Annotated in this window: 17 protein-coding genes; 13 read left to right on the top strand and 4 right to left on the bottom strand. The window is 43.7% G+C overall.

Going from position 1 to position 17,857, the window contains the following annotated elements:
* The first annotated feature begins 218 nt into the window (after window positions 1-218).
* From ACE1TF_RS09605 to ACE1TF_RS09580, 6 genes are all read left to right on the top strand, one after another.
* The gene (locus ACE1TF_RS09605) at window positions 219-1,517 is read left to right on the top strand and encodes an ABC transporter substrate-binding protein (RefSeq protein ID WP_375016240.1); all 1,299 of its coding nucleotides are present in this window, start codon (window positions 219-221) and stop codon (window positions 1,515-1,517) included.
* 63 nt (window positions 1,518-1,580) lie between these two features.
* Entirely contained in the window at window positions 1,581-2,522 is a 942-nt protein-coding gene (locus ACE1TF_RS09600) for a carbohydrate ABC transporter permease (protein WP_375016238.1), read from the top strand.
* 11 nt (window positions 2,523-2,533) lie between these two features.
* On the top strand, window positions 2,534-3,358 hold the full coding sequence (locus ACE1TF_RS09595; protein WP_042430845.1) for a carbohydrate ABC transporter permease: 825 nt from the start codon (window positions 2,534-2,536) through the stop codon (window positions 3,356-3,358).
* Window positions 3,358-4,116, top strand: coding sequence for an HAD family hydrolase (locus ACE1TF_RS09590; protein WP_375016236.1), 759 nt, complete (start codon window positions 3,358-3,360; stop codon window positions 4,114-4,116). Before ACE1TF_RS09595 ends, ACE1TF_RS09590 begins: the two co-directional genes overlap by 1 nt.
* A gap of 13 nt (window positions 4,117-4,129) precedes the next feature.
* Window positions 4,130-5,044 (top strand): N-acetylmuramic acid 6-phosphate etherase, encoded by a 915-nt coding sequence (gene murQ, locus ACE1TF_RS09585; protein ID WP_375016234.1) that lies wholly within the window; start codon window positions 4,130-4,132, stop codon window positions 5,042-5,044.
* 321 nt (window positions 5,045-5,365) lie between these two features.
* The gene (locus tag ACE1TF_RS09580) at window positions 5,366-6,652 is read left to right on the top strand and encodes a GntP family permease (protein ID WP_375016232.1); all 1,287 of its coding nucleotides are present in this window, start codon (window positions 5,366-5,368) and stop codon (window positions 6,650-6,652) included.
* Between the two features lie 28 nt (window positions 6,653-6,680).
* On the opposite strand, the gene solA is transcribed toward ACE1TF_RS09580, so the two are convergent.
* On the bottom strand, window positions 6,681-7,823 hold the full coding sequence (gene solA / locus ACE1TF_RS09575; protein ID WP_375016230.1) for an N-methyl-L-tryptophan oxidase: 1,143 nt from the start codon (window positions 7,821-7,823) through the stop codon (window positions 6,681-6,683).
* Window positions 7,824-7,949: 126 nt separating this feature from the next.
* On the opposite strand from solA, the gene ACE1TF_RS09570 reads away from it, so the two are divergent.
* Entirely contained in the window at window positions 7,950-8,303 is a 354-nt protein-coding gene (locus tag ACE1TF_RS09570) for a DUF2200 domain-containing protein (RefSeq protein ID WP_375016228.1), read from the top strand.
* A 44-nt stretch (window positions 8,304-8,347) separates the two neighbouring features.
* On the opposite strand, the gene ACE1TF_RS09565 is transcribed toward ACE1TF_RS09570, so the two are convergent.
* The 3 genes from ACE1TF_RS09565 to ACE1TF_RS09555 are packed head-to-tail and all read right to left on the bottom strand — an operon-like array spanning window position 8,348 to window position 10,885.
* Window positions 8,348-9,331 carry an ABC transporter substrate-binding protein gene (locus tag ACE1TF_RS09565; RefSeq protein WP_375016226.1) on the bottom strand — a complete coding sequence of 328 codons (984 nt, stop codon included), beginning with the start codon at window positions 9,329-9,331 and terminating at the stop codon, window positions 8,348-8,350.
* On the bottom strand, window positions 9,328-10,110 hold the full coding sequence (locus ACE1TF_RS09560; RefSeq protein WP_042430862.1) for an ABC transporter permease: 783 nt from the start codon (window positions 10,108-10,110) through the stop codon (window positions 9,328-9,330). The genes ACE1TF_RS09565 and ACE1TF_RS09560 overlap by 4 nt, the downstream gene beginning before the upstream one ends.
* The gene (locus tag ACE1TF_RS09555) at window positions 10,043-10,885 is read right to left on the bottom strand and encodes an ABC transporter ATP-binding protein (RefSeq protein ID WP_042402498.1); all 843 of its coding nucleotides are present in this window, start codon (window positions 10,883-10,885) and stop codon (window positions 10,043-10,045) included. The genes ACE1TF_RS09560 and ACE1TF_RS09555 overlap by 68 nt, the downstream gene beginning before the upstream one ends.
* Window positions 10,886-11,110: 225 nt before the next feature.
* Here ACE1TF_RS09555 and ACE1TF_RS09550 point away from each other — a divergent pair, with 225 nt between their 5' ends.
* From ACE1TF_RS09550 to ACE1TF_RS09525, 6 genes are all read left to right on the top strand, one after another.
* The gene (locus ACE1TF_RS09550) at window positions 11,111-12,256 is read left to right on the top strand and encodes an ABC transporter ATP-binding protein (protein ID WP_375016223.1); all 1,146 of its coding nucleotides are present in this window, start codon (window positions 11,111-11,113) and stop codon (window positions 12,254-12,256) included.
* Entirely contained in the window at window positions 12,256-12,909 is a 654-nt protein-coding gene (locus ACE1TF_RS09545) for an ABC transporter permease (protein ID WP_042402501.1), read from the top strand. The genes ACE1TF_RS09550 and ACE1TF_RS09545 overlap by 1 nt, the downstream gene beginning before the upstream one ends.
* Window positions 12,910-12,921: 12 nt before the next feature.
* Window positions 12,922-13,800, top strand: a complete 879-nt coding sequence (locus ACE1TF_RS09540) for a glycine betaine ABC transporter substrate-binding protein (RefSeq protein ID WP_042402504.1) — start codon at window positions 12,922-12,924, stop codon at window positions 13,798-13,800.
* Window positions 13,801-13,827: 27 nt separating this feature from the next.
* The gene (locus ACE1TF_RS09535; RefSeq protein ID WP_042402507.1) at window positions 13,828-14,478 is read left to right on the top strand and encodes an ABC transporter permease; all 651 of its coding nucleotides are present in this window, start codon (window positions 13,828-13,830) and stop codon (window positions 14,476-14,478) included.
* 225 nt (window positions 14,479-14,703) lie between these two features.
* Window positions 14,704-15,489 carry a tyrosine-protein phosphatase gene (locus ACE1TF_RS09530; protein WP_375016220.1) on the top strand — a complete coding sequence of 262 codons (786 nt, stop codon included), beginning with the start codon at window positions 14,704-14,706 and terminating at the stop codon, window positions 15,487-15,489.
* Between the two features lie 1,154 nt (window positions 15,490-16,643).
* Entirely contained in the window at window positions 16,644-17,825 is a 1,182-nt protein-coding gene (locus ACE1TF_RS09525) for a thiolase family protein (RefSeq protein WP_375016218.1), read from the top strand.
* Window positions 17,826-17,857 lie beyond the last annotated feature (32 nt).

The following is a 17,857-nucleotide window of genomic DNA, read 5'->3' as shown; positions in this document are numbered from 1 at the left end:
ATATGAGACAAGGGTCTAAAATATGGGTGAAAATTATGTAATAGCATGTCCAATGGGAATTTATTGAAATTATGTTTTAAATTTATAAAAAATATTAAATTGACATTTTAAAAACGTTTTTCTATAATATTATTAGCTTATAGAAAGTAATTTGCTTTTATTTATCTAAATATTTATGCAATTAAAAGGTGTACGATGATAAAAGGGGGTTAAAAGGAATGAAAAAGGTAGGTTGGATGGCTCTTCCTGCATCATTGTTTGTACTGGCAGCTTGTGGTGGGGACAGTGATCAAACTTCTGGAGGAGAGGGGGATCAAACGGTACTTGAGATGTATAGTTGGCGAACAGAGGATCGTTCTGCATATGAGAAATTGATTGAAGAGTTTGAGAATCAGCATCCTGACATAACAATAAATTTTCAGCCTTACGATTCCACAGAATATAACACAATTTTGACGAATTCATTAGTTTCTGGGCAAGGGCCTGATATCGCGCAACTTCGTCCATATTCAGGGGTTCAAACGATTGCGGATAATGGTTATCTCGTTTCTTTAGATGATGTCCCAGGGGTGAGTGATCTAGAGGATGCATATTTAGATGCAGCCAGAGGTTCAGATGGTTCGATTTATGGGGTGCCCCTCACGCTGAATTCTGGTGTTATTTTTTATAATGAATCGATTTTTGAGGAACAAGGGTTAGCCATACCAGAAACGTATGACGAGCTTCTTGAAGTCAGTCAACAGCTTCAAGCCAATGATATCATTCCAATTGCTCAAGGTGGACGTGATGCGTATTTACTGTCAATGGTTCACGGTGTAATCGCGCCGTCTGCTTATGGTGGGAATACGCTCGTTGAGGAACTTTTAGATGGAACGATAGACTTGACCGATGAGCGTTTACTCGCATCGCTAGAGAGACTAGAAGAGCTATCTGAATATTTCCCTCAAGATTTCATCGCCCTTGATGATAATGACGCACAAGCGATGTTTTACGCCGAAGAAGCGGCGATGTATATCAATGGTGATTATCGGTTAGAAACGTTTGCAAGCAATATTCCAGATGTGCCTGTTGGCGTTATTCCAAGTCTAGGCATTGATGAAGATCCAGCAGAGAGACCCGTAATGACTTGGGTTGATGGATCGTATGGGGTGGTTGAAAGTTCCGATAAACAAGAAGAAGCATTGTTGTTTATGGAGTTTATGGCAACACAAGAATTTGGTCAGCTGTTTACAGATACGTTCAACCGATTAAGTCCAATTGAAGGCGTAACGCCAGAACATGAGACGGTTCAGTACATTAGTGAAAACGCAGACGAGGCTTCGACACCATACCTCATGCTCGTTCATTTCGGGAACGGATCACCAACGACAAAAACGATTTTCGAAGATGCGCTTCAAGGAATGTTCCTTGGAGAGATTACAAAAGAGGAAGTATTAGAGGAAGCCCAGGCGAATAATGAACGCGCACAACAAGAAGAACCAGAGGAACTAGAAATGGTAGACGAAGACGACGATTAAGCTGAATTGAACACAGCCTCACCTCTGGGCTGTGTTCAATTCATATCAGGAGGCTGTGAAAAGATGCAAACAGACGTGACAACACAAAAACCGAAAAAGAAAGGGAGTTACCGGAAACACCTTGTTCATTTGTTTTTACTGCCTGCTGTTCTTTTGTATGGGATGTTTCAACTGTATCCACTCATTTCTGCTGCACTGAACAGTCTGTATTCCTGGAATGGCTTTAATCGTAATGAGTTTGTTGGGTTAGAGAATTTTATTACACTGTTTACCCAAGCGCCATTTAATTCGACCTTTTGGAATGCCTTCACAAATAACTGGACGTATTATTTTGTTACTGTACTCACTCAGTTAGTCATTGCATTTTTCCTCGCTTACATAATCTATAGCAAAGTAAAAGGGAGTGAGTTTTTTAAGACGGTTTTCTTCCTCCCGAAGCTGCTGTCGGTTATTGTTATCGGATTCTTATTTAGTTTAATTTTAAACCCGACTCGGGGAGCGTTAAATGGCATTCTTGAAGCCGTTGGTTTAGAAGCACTCACGCGGCCGTGGTTAGGAAGTACAGATACAGCGTTGTTTAGTGTCATTTTCGTTGATAGTTGGGCATCCATTGGTTTTTCTATGCTGATTTTTCTGGCAGGTTTACAAGCCATTGAACCTGAAGTCTTTGAGGCTGCAAGAATTGACGGGGCTAACCCATTTATTATGCTCGTTCGAATTACGTTGCCGATGATGCTTCCGGCGGTTATGGTCATGTCGATTTTGACGTTCATCAGTTCTTTTGAAACATTTGAGTACGTGTTTGCGATGCAGGGAGCTTCTGGAGGACCATACTATTCGACCGATGTGCTTGCAACATTCTTCTATAGACTCGCTTTTGGTACGGTTGATGGCGGTCAGGCAATAGGTGTCGGTTCTGCAATATCTGTTGTTCTTTTCTTTATCATTGCTTTGGCGACAGCGACCATTCTGATTTTCTTTAAAAAGAAAGATTTCGACCGTTAGGAGGCGAGAGCATGAAAGGAAAATGGTACGTTCAAGCGATCAAATATGCAATCCTCATATTCTTTACTTTTATTTTTGCTTATCCGATTTTTCTAATGATCTCGTCATCATTTAAAACAAATATGGAGATTTTCACATCACCGCTAAGTTTGCCTACCTCATTTAACTTTGATAACTATATTGAAGTCTGGAATGTTGTGAACTTTTCTGATTACGTTTGGAACAGTGTGTTCGTGACGTCAGTTTCTGTATTCACTGTGCTTTTTGTCTCTTCATTGGCAGGGTTTTACTTATCTAGATACAAGTTTAAATGGAACATTTACGTATTGTTTTTCTTTATGGTTGGGCTCATGCTACCGATGAAACTAGCTGTAATTCCAATGTTTATGATCATGATGAACCTTAATTTATTGGATACACTATTTTCTCTTATCTTTGTGTATGTTGCTGGAGGCATTCCATTTGCGGTCTTTATCTTCTATGGTTTCTTCCGGACGATTCCTAACGAGCTTGAAGATTCGGCACGACTTGATGGCTGTAATGACTTCCAAGTGTATTATAAAATTGTATTACCATTAATGAAGCCTGCAATATCGATCGTTGGGATCGTCAATTTGGTTAATGTATGGAATGACTTTTTCTACCCATTAATATTTATTCGGACAGATGAATTGTCTACGATTCCATTAGGGATGATGACGTTATTTGGGGAATACGATACAGAGTGGAACCTTCTGTTTGCCGGATTAACAATTGCTTCAGTTCCGATGATACTCGCGTTCTTGTTTGCGTCTAGGCAGTTTATGGAAGGGCTAACTTCAGGGGCGGTGAAATAATGAAGAAATATATCACATTTGACTTAGATGGAACGTTAATGCAGAACCCGTTTGTCTCCTATGTGTTTCCAGAGATTGAGGACATTGCAAAAGAAAAAGGAGTCGAAGATGTCTCTGTCAAACAATTGCTCGTGCAAGAACACAACAAACGCATGGGTGATGGACGAATTGTCGACGCTTATAATTGGGATGATATCGTCACGAAGTTATTTGACTCAATGAATCTAGCTTGGAATACAGAGATTGAGCAATTAGTTAAGAATCACGCAACCGAAGGAAAAGTATACTTGCTGGACGAAGAAGTTATTCCAGTGTTAGAACAGTTGCGGACGGAGGGGTATACGCTTGTAGCCGCAACGAACGGCTTTTTGAAATACCAGCTGCCCGTCATGGATTTTCTTAGTCTAACCCCAAAGTTTGATCACATGTTAACTCCAGATATAACTGGATATGCTAAGCCAGATGCTAGAATGCTCAACAGTTTATTTACCGACGGTCAGATTGTCGCTCATGTCGGAGACCGTGTTGATCATGACGTGTATATGGCCAATGCTTCTGGTTGGAATTCAATCTTTATCACATCTACTTTACCTGCGCCACTCTTGAATAGAACACCACAGGAACGTCCACTTCTTATGAAGGAAGCCTTTCAAAAGAAATGGGTGACAGAAAACCATGCTGCAAAAGACTTTCATCCTCAATTAGGGGTGCCTAATCTTGTAATTGGCTCAGTATCAGAGTTGCTGCACGTTTTATGAATGGGGGGAAACTATGCGTAATGATTTTTTGAACCTTGTGACAGAACAAAGAAACGCTAAATCAACGCAGATTGATCAGATGTCGACAGAAGAAATTGTTGCTCTCATTAATGAAGAAGATCAAACCATTTCTGCGGCAGTTCGCAGTGTTCTACCGGCAATAGAAGAGGCAGTAGGACTGCTTGTAAAATCAATCCAATCAGGTGGAAGAGTATTCTACCTTGGCGCTGGATCAAGTGGCCGGTTAGGGTTTCTCGATGCTTCAGAATGTCCACCCACTTTTGGGGTGGACAGAAGCCTTTTTCAAGTCGTGTTAGCTGGTGGCGAATCAGCAATGAGTGAAGCGATTGAAGGCGCAGAAGATGAAAAGCTGCAAGGTCACCTCGACCTAAAAGAACGCCAAGTAACGGCTAATGATGTAGTTGTTGGTATCTCAGCAAGCGGGAGGACACCTTATGTAATTGGAGCACTCGATTACGCAAATCAATTAGGGGCGAGTACTATTGCCATTAGCTCAAATCACAACGCAAAAATCAGTCAATACTCGGACTGTCAAATCGAAGTTGTCGTCGGTCCAGAGGTCATCACAGGTTCCACCCGCATGAAAGCTGGGACAGCCCATAAGATGATCTTGAATATGCTGTCTTCTACGACCATGATTAAACTAGGTAAAGTTTATGAAAACCTAATGATCGATGTAAATGTAAGTAATAAGAAGTTAGAAGAACGAGCAATTTCAATTCTTCAACGTGTGAGCGGATGCAATGAACAACAAGCAAGGCATGCTTTATTGGCATCGGATAAGAGTGTAAAAACGGCGCTCGTTGTATTGAAAACTGGCGTGACTGTGGAAGAGGCAAAACGAGCTTTAGGTGAGTCAGAGGGCGGAGTACAACAAGCTATTCACAATTGCACGTCGAGGGGCTAGTAAGTATCCAAGCACGGCGGATGAAAGATTTATCTGCTGTGCTTTTTTTGCACAAACTGCGCAGTATCTCTGTCGAAAAATGACGGAAATCATTTTTTCTTGCGACAGAGGACCGACATAGAAACGTTAAATGTTACGATCCCAACTTGGAAAAGAGGTAAAGTGAATCGGCTTTCCCCCTACGTTTGTCGGCTTACCAGTCTGATAGAAGAATTGACTCAGGCTTTCTTCTTAATGATGGATGAGAGTCATGCTCGTTCCTTTTCGTGCATACTTTCATGATAAAATGTAAGCGTTAACAAACACCGGGGAGGTTTACATATGTTAGGGATTTTTATCGGTTTGATCCTATTAATGGTACTCGCATATCGTGGCTGGTCCATTATCTGGATTGCACCTATTTGTGCAGGGGTCGTGGCTCTTACAGGTGGGTTGGATTTATTAGATGCATATACGGATACGTACATGGGTGGGTTTGTGAATTTTGCAAAAAGTTGGTTCCCGGTCTTTATGCTCGGTGCGATATTTGGGAAGTTGATGGAGTATACGGGCATGGCAAAATCGATTGCGAGTGGCATTATCCGAGTGCTCGGAGCCAAACGGGCGATTATGGGTGTGGCACTATCGTGTGCGGTTCTTGCGTACGGGGGCGTCAGTGTATTCGTTGTTGTTTTTGCGGTGTATCCGTTAGCGCTTGATATGTTTCGTCAGGCGAACTTACCTCGTCGGTTGATGCCTGCCACGCTTGCTTTTGGCACGCTCACGTTTGCGATGACGGCTTTGCCGGGCACACCACAAATCCAAAACCTCATTCCAACAGATTATTACAATACGACGGCTGCTGCCGCTCCGATCATGGGACTTGTCGCAGCAGCGTTTATGGCTGTAACCGGTTATGTGTACTTGAAGTGGCGAGAGAACAAGATGCGTGCCAATGAAGAAGTATTCACAGAACCGAAAGAAAAGGAAGAAGACAATCGCGTGTTTGGTGATCCGCCGCCGATTTACTTAGCAGTATTACCGTTACTGACGGTTATCATTGCACTCAACATCGTCCAACTAGATATTATTGTGTCGTTACTACTTGGAATCATTTTGAATTTGCTCATTTCTATTACGAAAGTAAAAATGTTTGTAAAAGCAATCAACGAAGGAGCTAGCGGCTCAGTTTTAGCGATTATTAATACGAGTGCAGCGGTCGGCTTCGGGACAGTTGTACAAAGTGTTCCCGGATTTGCTAGATTATCCGAAGCGCTGTTAAGTGCACCGGGCAGTCCGCTTATTTCCCAAGCAATTGCCGCCAATGTACTCGCTGGAGCGACGGGGTCAGCTTCAGGTGGTCTCGGTATTGCGCTTGAAGCGTTAGGGGATACGTATTATCAAATCGCTCAGTCTGTCGGACCGTCACCGGAGGCATTTCACCGCGTAGCGTCATTAGCTTCAGGTGGATTAGACTCATTACCACATAACGGTGCCATCTTAACCTTGCTCATTGTGACGGGAATGACGCATAAACAATCGTACAAAGATATTGCGGTTGTATCGGTTATTATTCCGATTTTATCCGTCATTCCTGCGATAATGCTTGCGACATTTGGAATCTACTAAAATGAAAAACTAGCTGCTGAATAAGCAGCTAGTTTTTCAAGCTTTCCCGCTCGATTGAGAAGGGGTCAATATTGTGAGTAGTCTGGCCATCAATGATGAGTTCAGATAAAATCTCGCCTACGACCGGCGCATATTTAAAACCGTGTCCTGAAAAACCGCCTGCTAGCAAGAGGTGAGGGTGTTTCGGGTGACGGTCAATGATAAAGTCATTATCGGGTGTGCGCGTATATATGCAAGCTCGACCATCAACGAGTGCGCCTGCAGCTTTAGGTAAAAATCGTTCAAGAAATTGCCTTGGAGCTTGTTCATCTTCTCGGTAAGCTCCGAATGTACGATCCATTGAGGAAGGATTCACATGCGGTCCATCATCGTGACGTCCAGACTTGACGCCTTTATTGTCAATGGCAGGAAAACCGTAATATTCTCCGTCAGGAAGATCCGCAAAGAAAATGGGAAATGGATGATCAATTGAGAACAGTTCTTCGTCCGCATCAAACCATACATTGGTTTGCCTCGTTGGCTGTAAAGAGACATCGAGCCCGAGATCATTGAAAAGATGCTCATTCCACGCACCACCACTAACGATGATCTGAGAGGCAGTATAATTTCCATCTGGCGTATACACCGTTGATTGATCCGGTGAGATGTTCGTTACTGGAGTGTTGACGAGAAGTTCAGCCCCTGCTTGTAAGGCCATCTCTCGAAAAGCGCGTACACAAGCTGCGCTGTACAACATCCCGGCTTGTTCTTCCAAACAACCTTCATATCCAGAAGGGGCTTCAATACCTGGCCAGCGCTTTTGGATGTCTTCGTGACTCAATCGTTGATAAGGAATCCCATATTCATCGGCACTTGAGATCGTTTTTTGAATAAACGGGGCGCCCTTCGGACCGAAGGAAAGCACACCGGTTTGGCGAAAGAGATCATATCCGGATACCTGTTGCAGTTCTTCCCAAAGCTGCTTTGAACGCAGCGCCAGCGGGGTGTACGCTTTTCCCTCTCCTAATGCGTGACGAATAATACGGGTCTCACCGTGATGGCTCCCCATTTCATGAGGAGGGTCAAATTGGTCGATCAGCAATACTTTTTTGCTTCGCTTGGCGAGATAATAGCCGGCAGCCATTCCCATTGTTCCCGCCCCAACGATGATCACATCAAAGTTTTGTTTCATATTTGCACTCCTATCCAGTAATCAAGTTGGAAACCTTTTCCCTTTCGTGTTGAGAGAAAAACATCGTGAGCGGTACGGCGATTTGCTATAATAGCGATAAAGACTGGATGAAATGAGGGTAAAAAGATGAGTCACAAGATATATAAAATGAGCTTTTCGAGTGTGTACCCCCATTATGTTAAGAAAGCAGATAGAAAGGGTCGTACAGAGCAAGAAGTGATTGAGATTATTCATTGGCTCACAGGCTATAGTGAGCAGGAGCTAAGAGATGAGTTGGATAAAGAAACGACGGTAGAAGATTTTTTCAATGAAGCACCGCAGATGAATTCGGCACGTACAAACATTACAGGTGTCATATGCGGTGTGAGGGTCGAAGACATTGAGGAACCGTTAATGCAGGAAATTCGTTATTTGGATAAACTTATTGATGAATTGGCGAAAGGTAAGGCAATGCCCAAAATCCTGCGAACGAACGTCTAAAAAGAAAAATTGCCACGGCTAAGCTCGGCCGTGGCAGCCGCACATTATTCTAAAACAGCGTCCAAATACGTATAATCAACAAGTCCGTCAATCTCATCAGAATTTGCATATTCGGCTTCAACACTAATTGTAGCCATTTGCTGCAGCACATCTTCATTGATTTCATACGTAGGGTTTAAGCGATTGCTTGCTTCTAATGTTTCGTCGTAGTCTAAGCCACTTCCGGTGATTTCCTCTATATGATCAACGAAAACACTCACAGCTTCCTCTTGATTTTCCTCAATAAATTCCACGGCGCGAATATGGGCGCGAAGGTAGCCTTCGACAATTTCTGGGTTTGCTTCTGAGAAGGCGTTTCTTGCGGTGACGACGGTTGTTGTTGATTCTCTTCCCCAAGCAAATTCTTCTTCATCGAGAAGAATCGTGGCATCCGCTTGATTCTCCAAAAACACTCCCCACGGCTCTTGTGTGGCTGCTGCATCAACATCTCCTTGTAAGAATAATGTGGACGTATCCGCAGGTGCTTGAGGCATAAGATTAACCGTTCCACCGTCGGCGACAGGTGTAAGCCCAACCTCATTTAACTCATGGCGAAGCATAATGTCTTGTGTAGAACCGATCGTTGGGATTGCGACATTTGCACCGTCCAAGTCTTCGACACTCTCAATTCCTGACCCGTCTCGAACCGCGAGAACAGCGCCACCATTTACAGCGCCAGCGATGATTGAGTGTTCAGGGTTTGTGATATACGTCTGGGTTGCAGGGGAGGGGCCGACTGTACCGATGTCCAAGTCTCGTGTTGACATCGCCTCCATAAAAGCACCGCCGTCAGGGAATGTATTCGTGTTGATCGTAATGTCATCCCCTAATTCTTCTTCCATAAAGCCATTTTCTAAAGCAATGACCGTTGTAATATGTGTGAAGTTTGGAAAATACCCAATCGTCACTTCATCTGCTTCCTCTTCAGAACCGCAAGCGGCTAAGCCGAGTAATAGTATACTGCCTAATGCTAACGTTGTTCGTTTCATGATGCGCCCATCCCCCATTTTCTAGATATTGATCGTTCCATACGCAGGAACACTTGATTGTCCATAATCGTTCCGATAACAGCAATAATAATCATGATGGCAAGGACAAGGTCCATCGATTGAATGGAGCGTCCCATATTTAAGAGGTAACCTAAACCACCACTTCCCCCAAGAAGTTCAGCTGCCATTACCGCTCGCCATGCAAATGCCCAGGCAACGCGTAGACCTGAAATAATGTGAGGCAAGGAGGCAGGCAGAATGACCGTTCGAAACAAGTGACCCCCTGATGAGCCCATCGTACGTGCTGCGTTTAAATAAATCGGCGGTACATTTTTAAAGCCGGTACTTGAATTCACCGTCATCGTCCACGTTGCACCAATTGTGATAATAAACAAAATTGAGGCAAATCCGAGTCCAAACCAAACGATTGCCAAAGGGAACCAGACGATACTCGGAATCGATTGCAATGCGGTAACAAAAAAACCGAGTGTATCATCCACCCATTTATAGCGAGAAATTAAATATCCAAGTGTGAGCCCAAGTACGATCGCAATAAGAAAACCAAGTAACATTCTTCCGAGTGTTACGCCTGTTGCCGTTAGAATTTGCCCAGATACGAGCCCGCTAAATAGTGTCCCAAAGACGGTAGGGCCATCTGGCGTGTTCGGTATAAATAATGGGGGCCACATGAATGTCGGGAAGATGCCCGACTTAGATATGATCTCCCATGTGGTCACGATTACGATCACGAAAAGCACTCGTCTTAAAACGGTAGTCATCCCCGAGCTCCTCCTTCAACACTTTTTCCATTTCCTCTTCCAATTCTTTCATCACTTGTTTTTCAATATGCACGAGTACACTGTCAGAAGGATCTCGAGGACGTCCTGCTTGCACGGTAAAGGTCTTCTTAATTTGTCCAGGACGAGTGCTCATGAGTAACACGCGATCAGAAAGCGTTAATGCCTCGCGGATGTTATGCGTAATAAAAAGAATCGTCTTGCCTGTTTTTTGCCATATTTCTTGCAATTCTTGGTGCATAATCATGCGTGTTTGTTCATCCAACGCCGCAAAAGGTTCATCCATAAGCAAGATTTCGGGATCCATAATGAGTGCTCTGGCAATGGCGACACGTTGTTGCATCCCCCCCGATAACTCATTTGGAAAATGCCCCTTAAATTTACTTAAGTGCACCATCTTCAAAACGTCATCAGCTCGTTCATCAACTTCTTTGGCACTAATTTTTTTTAGGCGCAAACCGTATTTCACGTTATCAACGACACTCATCCAAGGAAATAACCCACCTTGTTGAAACACAACGACCCGGTCAGTCCCTGGACCGTTCACTTGTTTTCCATCCACAGTAATTGATCCTTCAGACGGTGAGTCTAAACCAGCGACCAAGTTTAAGATGGTCGATTTTCCGCAACCTGACGGACCGAGCAACGATACAAATTCTCCATCCTTAATCTGGATGGAGACGTCGCGAAGCACTTCAAGTTGTTGGTGTTTATCTTTTCGAAACGATTTATGAACACCATCTATACGTACTTTCATTAACGACCACCTCATTTATATCATAGTAAATTTATATGAATTGTATATTATATGCGGATGGTCCGTCAACAATGATTTCAATTCCGCCATTTTTTTGTCTACTTGTTTGATTAACGAACAAATGGGTAGAAATGAATGACCGAAAAGTGCATAAAGGCTTATTTTTTTGAAAATATATGGTAGACTTAGCTTTACTATTACTAAATAGTGAATAGGGGTGATGGAATGATTCAATTGAAGGCAGTGGAGAAGAAGTATGATGACGGATTTGTTGCACTTAAAGATATTAATTTAGAACTGCACTCCGGTCATATTAATGTCTTGATTGGGCCAAGTGGTTGTGGAAAAACGACAACGATGAAGATGCTGAATCGACTGATTAATCCTACTCGTGGTGAAATTTATATTAAGGATAAAGAAATCTCAACGATGAATCCAGTTGAACTTCGTAGACAAATCGGTTATGTGATTCAACACATCGGTTTATTTCCTCACATGACGATCGCTCAAAATGTTTCAGTTGTGCCTAAGCTTTTGAAATGGGAGAAAGGGAAAACAAAGGAGAGAGTAGACGAGCTACTCGAGATGGTAGGGTTAGATCCGAGCGTATATCGTGACCGGTATCCATCAGAGCTTTCAGGTGGACAACAACAGCGCATCGGCGTCATTCGTGCACTTGCGGCTGAACCGGATATCATTCTCATGGACGAGCCATTCAGCGCTCTAGACCCAATCAGCCGTGAACAATTGCAAAATGAACTTGTTGATTTACAGAAGAAAGTGAAGAAGACGATTGTGTTTGTGACACACGACATGGATGAGGCCTTAAAGATTGCGGATCGAATTATCATTATGCAAGAAGGGACAATCGTTCAAAACGACACCCCTGAAGAAGTGCTCCGCCGTCCCAAAAATGATTTTGTTCGGGACTTCATCGGGACGAACCGACTGCACAAATCAGATGAGCTTCCGCCTTTACAAGAATTGCTCAACGAGAAAATGGTAACGGCAGATATGAATATGGGATTTGCTCGGGCAGTAAGCGTGATGCGACGTCAAAAAGTGGACTCACTCTTAGTGGTTAGTGAAGAAAAACGTCTCGAAGGGTACGTGAGCATATTTGATGTGATCGACAACTATGAAGAAGAAGCGATGTCACTCGCGGATATTTTAAAACCAGTGGAACATGTACTTACGCGTGATCAGACAGTCGAAGAAGGGTTAACGTTAATGACCGAACATCAGTTGTCTTACGTGCCAGTAATTGGTGACAACGAGACGTTGCTCGGGGTCATCACAAGAGGCACGATTGTTGGCTTGATGAACGACATGTACACCCGAACTCCTGAAGCAAGTGGAGTGGTGTCCTAATGGCCTATCTAGAATTTTTGCAATCGCGCTACCAAGATATTTTTGTTCTGCTGGGACAACATATGACAATTGCCGGTTTAGCTGTGCTATTTGGCGCTTGTGTCGCGATTCCAACAGCAATCATCTTAAGCCGATTGCAACATGTAAAAGTGTTACAGACGATTACGTTTACAATTGCGAATATTTTCCAAACGATCCCGACAATCGCACTATTAGCACTGTTGTTGCCGTTATTTGGGATCGGTATGCGTCCGGCGATTTTTGCCCTCTTCCTCTATTCGTTGTTGCCTCTTCTTCGAAATACTTATGCCGGCATTCAGTCTGTTGACGAGCACGTCGTAACTGCAGCTAAGGGAATGGGCTTTAATACCTTTCAGCGGCTCTACAAGATCGAGCTACCGATAGCATTTCCGTACATTATGTCAGGAATTCGCCTAACAACTGTTTATATTATTAGTTGGACAACGTTAGCTGCGTTGATTGGTGCGGGAGGGCTAGGTGATTTTATCGTTTCTGGTATCGGAATTAATAACACGTACTTAATTGTTACAGGAGCTATAGCTGCCATTATTTTAGCACTTATTACTGATCTCATTTTAGGAAAACTTGAAAACCGCACATACAAAAAATCGAAAGCGATTAATGAAAATTAGGAGGGATTCATCATGAAGAAGTCAATATTGCCACTCGGTGCTGTCGTTGTTTTTGCTGCTGGATGTGGAGGTGGAGACACGATTGAAATTGGCGCACAAACGTATACAGAAACAAAACTTATAGCTTACATGAATGAGGCGCTAATTGAAGCTCATACTGACTTAAGTGCAGATGTAACACCGGACATCTCAGCCAGTCCAATGGTTATTAGTGCGCTAGAGGAAGAAGAGCTCGACATTGGTTTACTCTACAGTGGAGAAGTGTTTAACAATCATTTTGAGGTTGAAGAGACGAATGATCCTGAGGCTGTGTTGCAAATGGCACAAGAAGGATTTGATGAGCATTTTAATTTCAAGTGGTTTGATCCGCTAGGCTTTGAGAATACGTACATTATGACGGTGCGTGCAGACCTTGCTGACGAGTACGGCTTAGAGACGGTATCTGACGTTGAGGCTGTGGCAGACGAACTGAGTCTTGGAGTAGATACAACGTGGCTTGAGCGTGATGTGGACGGATACCAATCGTTTGTTGACCATTACGGATTTAGCTTTGCGGATACAAACTCAATGGACATTAACCTCGTCTATTCGGCAGTCGCCAATGAAGAAGTGGATATCGTTTTGGCCTATTCAACGGACCCGAGACTCATTGAGTATGATCTTGTCACGCTAGAAGATGATCAACAATTCTTCCCGCCTTTTGATGCTTCTATCGTTGCAAAAAATGAAACGTTAGAAGAATACCCAGAACTTGAAGAAGTGCTCAACACACTCACTGGCATGTTTGATGAACAAGCAATTACAGAACTAAGTTATGAGGTAGATATTAACAACCGAAGTGAGCGCGACGTTGCTCGCGAGTATTTAGAGGAACAAGGGCTGCTTGACTAATCATATCGCACCGTCCGGAGGGGTCCGATGGAGTTTATAACAGAACTTTTTCAGTATATGACACGAAACTGGGACTTGTTGCTAGACTTAGCGATTGAGCATCTCATCATGGTGCTCATCGGTGTAGGGATGGCACTCGTCGTTGGCGTTATATTAGGGGTCATTTGTGCCCGTTTCCAAAAAGTCGCCGGAGTCATTTTATCGATTGCTAACATCATTCAGATCATACCGAGTTTAGCTTTGTTAGCCATTCTCATGGTCTATTTCGGCCTTGGGTTTTACACCGTCGTTGTCGGGTTGTTTCTCTACTCATTAATGCCAATCATTCGCAATACGTATGTTGGCCTAAAAGAAGTTGACAAAAGTATCTCTGAAGCGGGACGAGGCTTGGGGATGACGAGTATGCAGCTTTTAAGCAAAGTGCAACTTCCCCTTGCTTTACCGTTTCTTATGGCTGGCTTACGTGTCGCAGCCGTCATTGCTGTAGGCGTCGCTGCACTTGCGCCAATGATTGGTGGAGATGGTTTAGGGCGTGAGATTTTTGCAGGTATTAATACGATGAATGACATTCGCATCTATGCAGGGGCTATACCAGCAGCATTGCTCGCAATTTTTGCCGATGTGATTCTAGGCTTCTTTGAAAAATATACGAAAAGAAAAACGAGCCCAGCTACGTAGATGGAATAGCAGAAAGATCAGAATGATGATCTTTCTGCTTTTTTTATATTTTGTCACGATTAATATCCTTCAATAATCGCCCCATACAATTTTAGCATTCGTACTAACGGTGTAGGTCTTTAAACATACCAACAATAAAAAAACAGTGTAAATAATCAAAAAGGTTATGTATAATAGGATTAAAGTTCTAGTTAATTGCTCGATTGTGGAAAAGGGGAGAGTCATTTGATTGACATTCATAGTCATATTCTACCGCATATTGATGATGGATCGCGTTACATTTTAAAGAGTGTCGAAGATGCGAAAAAGGCGGCTCGCGAAGGAATTACTCATATGGTACTCACACCTCATCACGGGGTGGGGTCGTATCGGAATACGAGAGGGAAGATTCTTGATGCGACCCGTCGTTTGCATATGCGGCTGCATAGTGAACGTGTACCCGTGAAAGTGTTAGCAGGTCAGCAGCCGCTTATTTTTGAAAATATGATCCAAGGGCTCGAGAATGGAGAGTTGTGTACTCTTGCTGATCGGGGACAATACTTGCTTATTGACTTACCGAAGAATAGTATCCCTACGTTTGCTGCAGATGAGTTGCTCACATTACAACAACATGGCATCATCCCGGTGCTTGCTCAACCAGAAAAGAACAAGGCGATTCAAAGTGATCCTGACTGGTTGTTCGACCTCGTACAAAGTGGGATCGCTGTTCAACTAGCAGCTGGGAGCCTGCTTGGTGATTATGGAGGCGGCACGAAGAAGTTCGCTTACCAATTGGCTAAATGCGGCTTAACGCATTTTATTGGCTCTGATACCCATGGCGGTCGAAAGCATCGACTACAGAAATCCTATCAAGAAATCGCTCGAAAATTCGGTAGCCAGAAAGTTGATTATTACAAAGACAATGCTGACTTGCTCATCCACAGTCAACACATAGAGCGTGAGGACCCAGTGCGCCTCTCTGGGAAACGGGTGTTTTTATGGACGGCTAACAATAAGTACAGGGTGCAATGACGGACAGGTTTTGCGCGTGCAAGTAAGTGTTCACGCTCACATTTTAGGTAGGTTGTGTTGACTATAAGTGCAGTACCAACTTTGTTCGCTTAGTCTACTATACAGCGGAGGACTGATGTGTTGAGGCGATTGGTTAGTCACTCTTTATTCTAATAGTTTCATCCCACGTCTCACTTCTTTTTACGTGTAAAGCCATTCAGCTCACCGAAAGAGGGGAATAGAAATACGTATAACCGTGTTTCGCTTGTTATCAATAAATAATCCCACATAGACTCTGCCTATGATGGGATTTTCTTGAATGGGGAACCATTTTCAGCAAGGAATCCCCACATAGAAAGTCTATATTCCCACATACACGGTTCTATGGTGGGATTCTTAACGATCACAACGCGCCATGTAGCTGAAATCCCCACCTATATAAGTTGAACTAAAGGAATTTATTGAATCGGATGACCGAGATCGGTCTTTGCGGGTGAGTGCTTGCATATTGTCTTTTGAAATTCATCTCGTTGCACTTCGACAACTTCGTTGCCGATCGTTGTTCGTCACTGCAAGGGTTGAGGGCAATACGAAAAACGTTTGCCGAAGGGTGAAAAGTCGTGACCGAGGCCCACCACCTGGCACAAGCATGTGATGGCCGGTCACGTATGTGACAATCCAGCCCTCAAACCGGGCACTTTCGGCACGCAACTGTCACAAATCGCAATATTTGTGACAGTTGACACCGTTTATGTGCGCATTCACATTTCAAATCATGATTTTTCTTTCTCAAGTGTCACATAAATGAATATATGGGGCATTTGGACTTCTTTCCACACACCGTAGCCAGGAGGCAAAAACGTGAACCGATGTTGCACTTATCGTCCGGAGTACAAGCATCCGCCTGCAGTGGAAAGCAACAACAAACTGCGCAATTAGGAAAATCTTAAGTTCATTCTATATAGATCGAGTTCGGTCGTTCGCGTTCACGAGTAACTTAGAGTGTGAGAAGCGATTTTTTCAGTGAGCTTACATAATCGCTTTGATGGGACGGTGATATCCGAGGAAGGTTAAGAGTATCTAGAAAACAATGCTACGTACATTTTTGAACTGATCTTTTTATATTATGATAAAATTATATCAATTCCGATATCTTCATTAGTAAATAAGGAGTGATGATCATGAATGATGTGTATATCGTAGATGCAAAAAGAACAGCTATTGCCACATTTTTGGGGACGTTAAAAGGACAATCAGCGATTGATATTGCTGTGCCTGTTGCAGAATCGATATTAGAATCAACAGGGATCCCTTATGATGCAGTAGATGAAGTGATTGTTGGCAATGTGTTTAAAGCAGGTCTAAAGGGCAACCCTGCAAGGCAAATCGGTGTGCGCTCTGGGCTAAGTGTGGAAACGCCAGCAATGACCATTGATAAACAATGTGCTTCTGGGCTGAGAGCGCTGACGCTCGGTGCGACGCAAATTGCTGTTGGAGAAGCGGGACTCGTGTTAGCCGGCGGAACGGAGAGCATGACTCGTGTTCCAAGACTGTTATTTGGTTCAAGAGACGGCCAGAAAATGGGCGACACGAAGCTCGTCGATGCGCTTACATACGACGGCTTGCACTGTGCGATGGAAAACTATCATATGGGTGTGACTGCTGAGAATCTTGTCGACCAGTATCGGATTTCACGTGAAGAGCAAGACGAGTTTGCGCTAAACAGTCAGAATAAAGCGCTAGCTGCTATTCAAGCAGGCAAGTTTGAAAAAGAGATTGTTCCGCTCGCGGTCCAACAGAGAAAAGAAACCCGCACATTTCACGTAGATGAAGGCCCTCGGGATACGACGCTCGAAAAGCTATCGAGCTTATCACCGGTTTTTAAACAGGGAGGGTCAGTTACTGCAGGTAACGCCTCAGGCTTAAATGATGGAGCGGCGCTGACACTGCTTGCGTCTAAAGAAGCTGTCGAGCGATACGGACTCACTCCGTTAGCGAAGATCACGTCGTTTGCCAGTGCGGCTGTCGACCCAGCAATTATGGGAATTGGACCTGTACCAGCGACAAAGCGAGCATTGGAAAAAACGAAATTAAGCTTAGAAGACATTGATCTGTTCGAACTGAACGAGGCGTTTGCGGCACAGGTGATCGCTGTGAACCGTGAGCTTAAAATTCCTGATGAGAAGATTAACGTCAACGGTGGAGCGGTTGCACTGGGCCACCCTGTAGGTTGTTCGGGCGCAAGAATTGTCGTCACTTTACTTCACGAGCTTCATCGGCAAAAGAAATCCCTTGGGTTAGCTAGCCTTTGCGTCGGAGGTGGGCAAGGGGTTACCATCGTTGTGGAAGCGGTTTGATATAGAGCAGTGCCTGCAAAACAATGGCAGGC

This window comes from Geomicrobium sp. JSM 1781026, from assembly GCF_041949955.1.
Taxonomy (GTDB): domain Bacteria; phylum Bacillota; class Bacilli; order Bacillales; family Marinococcaceae; genus Geomicrobium_A.
This window is presented reverse-complemented; position numbering and strand designations above follow the sequence as displayed.

What these genes read in the sequence shown, in the direction of transcription:
- ACE1TF_RS09605 (WP_375016240.1), top strand. Translation starts at nt 219, where the DNA reads ATGAAAAAGGTAGGTTGGATGGCTCTTCCTGCATCATTGTTTGTACTG.
- ACE1TF_RS09600 (WP_375016238.1), top strand. Translation starts at nt 1,581, where the DNA reads ATGCAAACAGACGTGACAACACAAAAACCGAAAAAGAAAGGGAGTTAC.
- ACE1TF_RS09595 (WP_042430845.1), top strand. Translation starts at nt 2,534, where the DNA reads ATGAAAGGAAAATGGTACGTTCAAGCGATCAAATATGCAATCCTCATA.
- ACE1TF_RS09590 (WP_375016236.1), top strand. Translation starts at nt 3,358, where the DNA reads ATGAAGAAATATATCACATTTGACTTAGATGGAACGTTAATGCAGAAC.
- murQ (WP_375016234.1), top strand. Translation starts at nt 4,130, where the DNA reads ATGCGTAATGATTTTTTGAACCTTGTGACAGAACAAAGAAACGCTAAA.
- ACE1TF_RS09580 (WP_375016232.1), top strand. Translation starts at nt 5,366, where the DNA reads ATGTTAGGGATTTTTATCGGTTTGATCCTATTAATGGTACTCGCATAT.
- solA (WP_375016230.1), bottom strand. Translation starts at nt 7,823, where the DNA reads ATGAAACAAAACTTTGATGTGATCATCGTTGGGGCGGGAACAATGGGA.
- ACE1TF_RS09570 (WP_375016228.1), top strand. Translation starts at nt 7,950, where the DNA reads ATGAGTCACAAGATATATAAAATGAGCTTTTCGAGTGTGTACCCCCAT.
- ACE1TF_RS09565 (WP_375016226.1), bottom strand. Translation starts at nt 9,331, where the DNA reads ATGAAACGAACAACGTTAGCATTAGGCAGTATACTATTACTCGGCTTA.
- ACE1TF_RS09560 (WP_042430862.1), bottom strand. Translation starts at nt 10,110, where the DNA reads ATGACTACCGTTTTAAGACGAGTGCTTTTCGTGATCGTAATCGTGACC.
- ACE1TF_RS09555 (WP_042402498.1), bottom strand. Translation starts at nt 10,885, where the DNA reads ATGAAAGTACGTATAGATGGTGTTCATAAATCGTTTCGAAAAGATAAA.
- ACE1TF_RS09550 (WP_375016223.1), top strand. Translation starts at nt 11,111, where the DNA reads ATGATTCAATTGAAGGCAGTGGAGAAGAAGTATGATGACGGATTTGTT.
- ACE1TF_RS09545 (WP_042402501.1), top strand. Translation starts at nt 12,256, where the DNA reads ATGGCCTATCTAGAATTTTTGCAATCGCGCTACCAAGATATTTTTGTT.
- ACE1TF_RS09540 (WP_042402504.1), top strand. Translation starts at nt 12,922, where the DNA reads ATGAAGAAGTCAATATTGCCACTCGGTGCTGTCGTTGTTTTTGCTGCT.
- ACE1TF_RS09535 (WP_042402507.1), top strand. Translation starts at nt 13,828, where the DNA reads ATGGAGTTTATAACAGAACTTTTTCAGTATATGACACGAAACTGGGAC.
- ACE1TF_RS09525 (WP_375016218.1), top strand. Translation starts at nt 16,644, where the DNA reads ATGATCATGAATGATGTGTATATCGTAGATGCAAAAAGAACAGCTATT.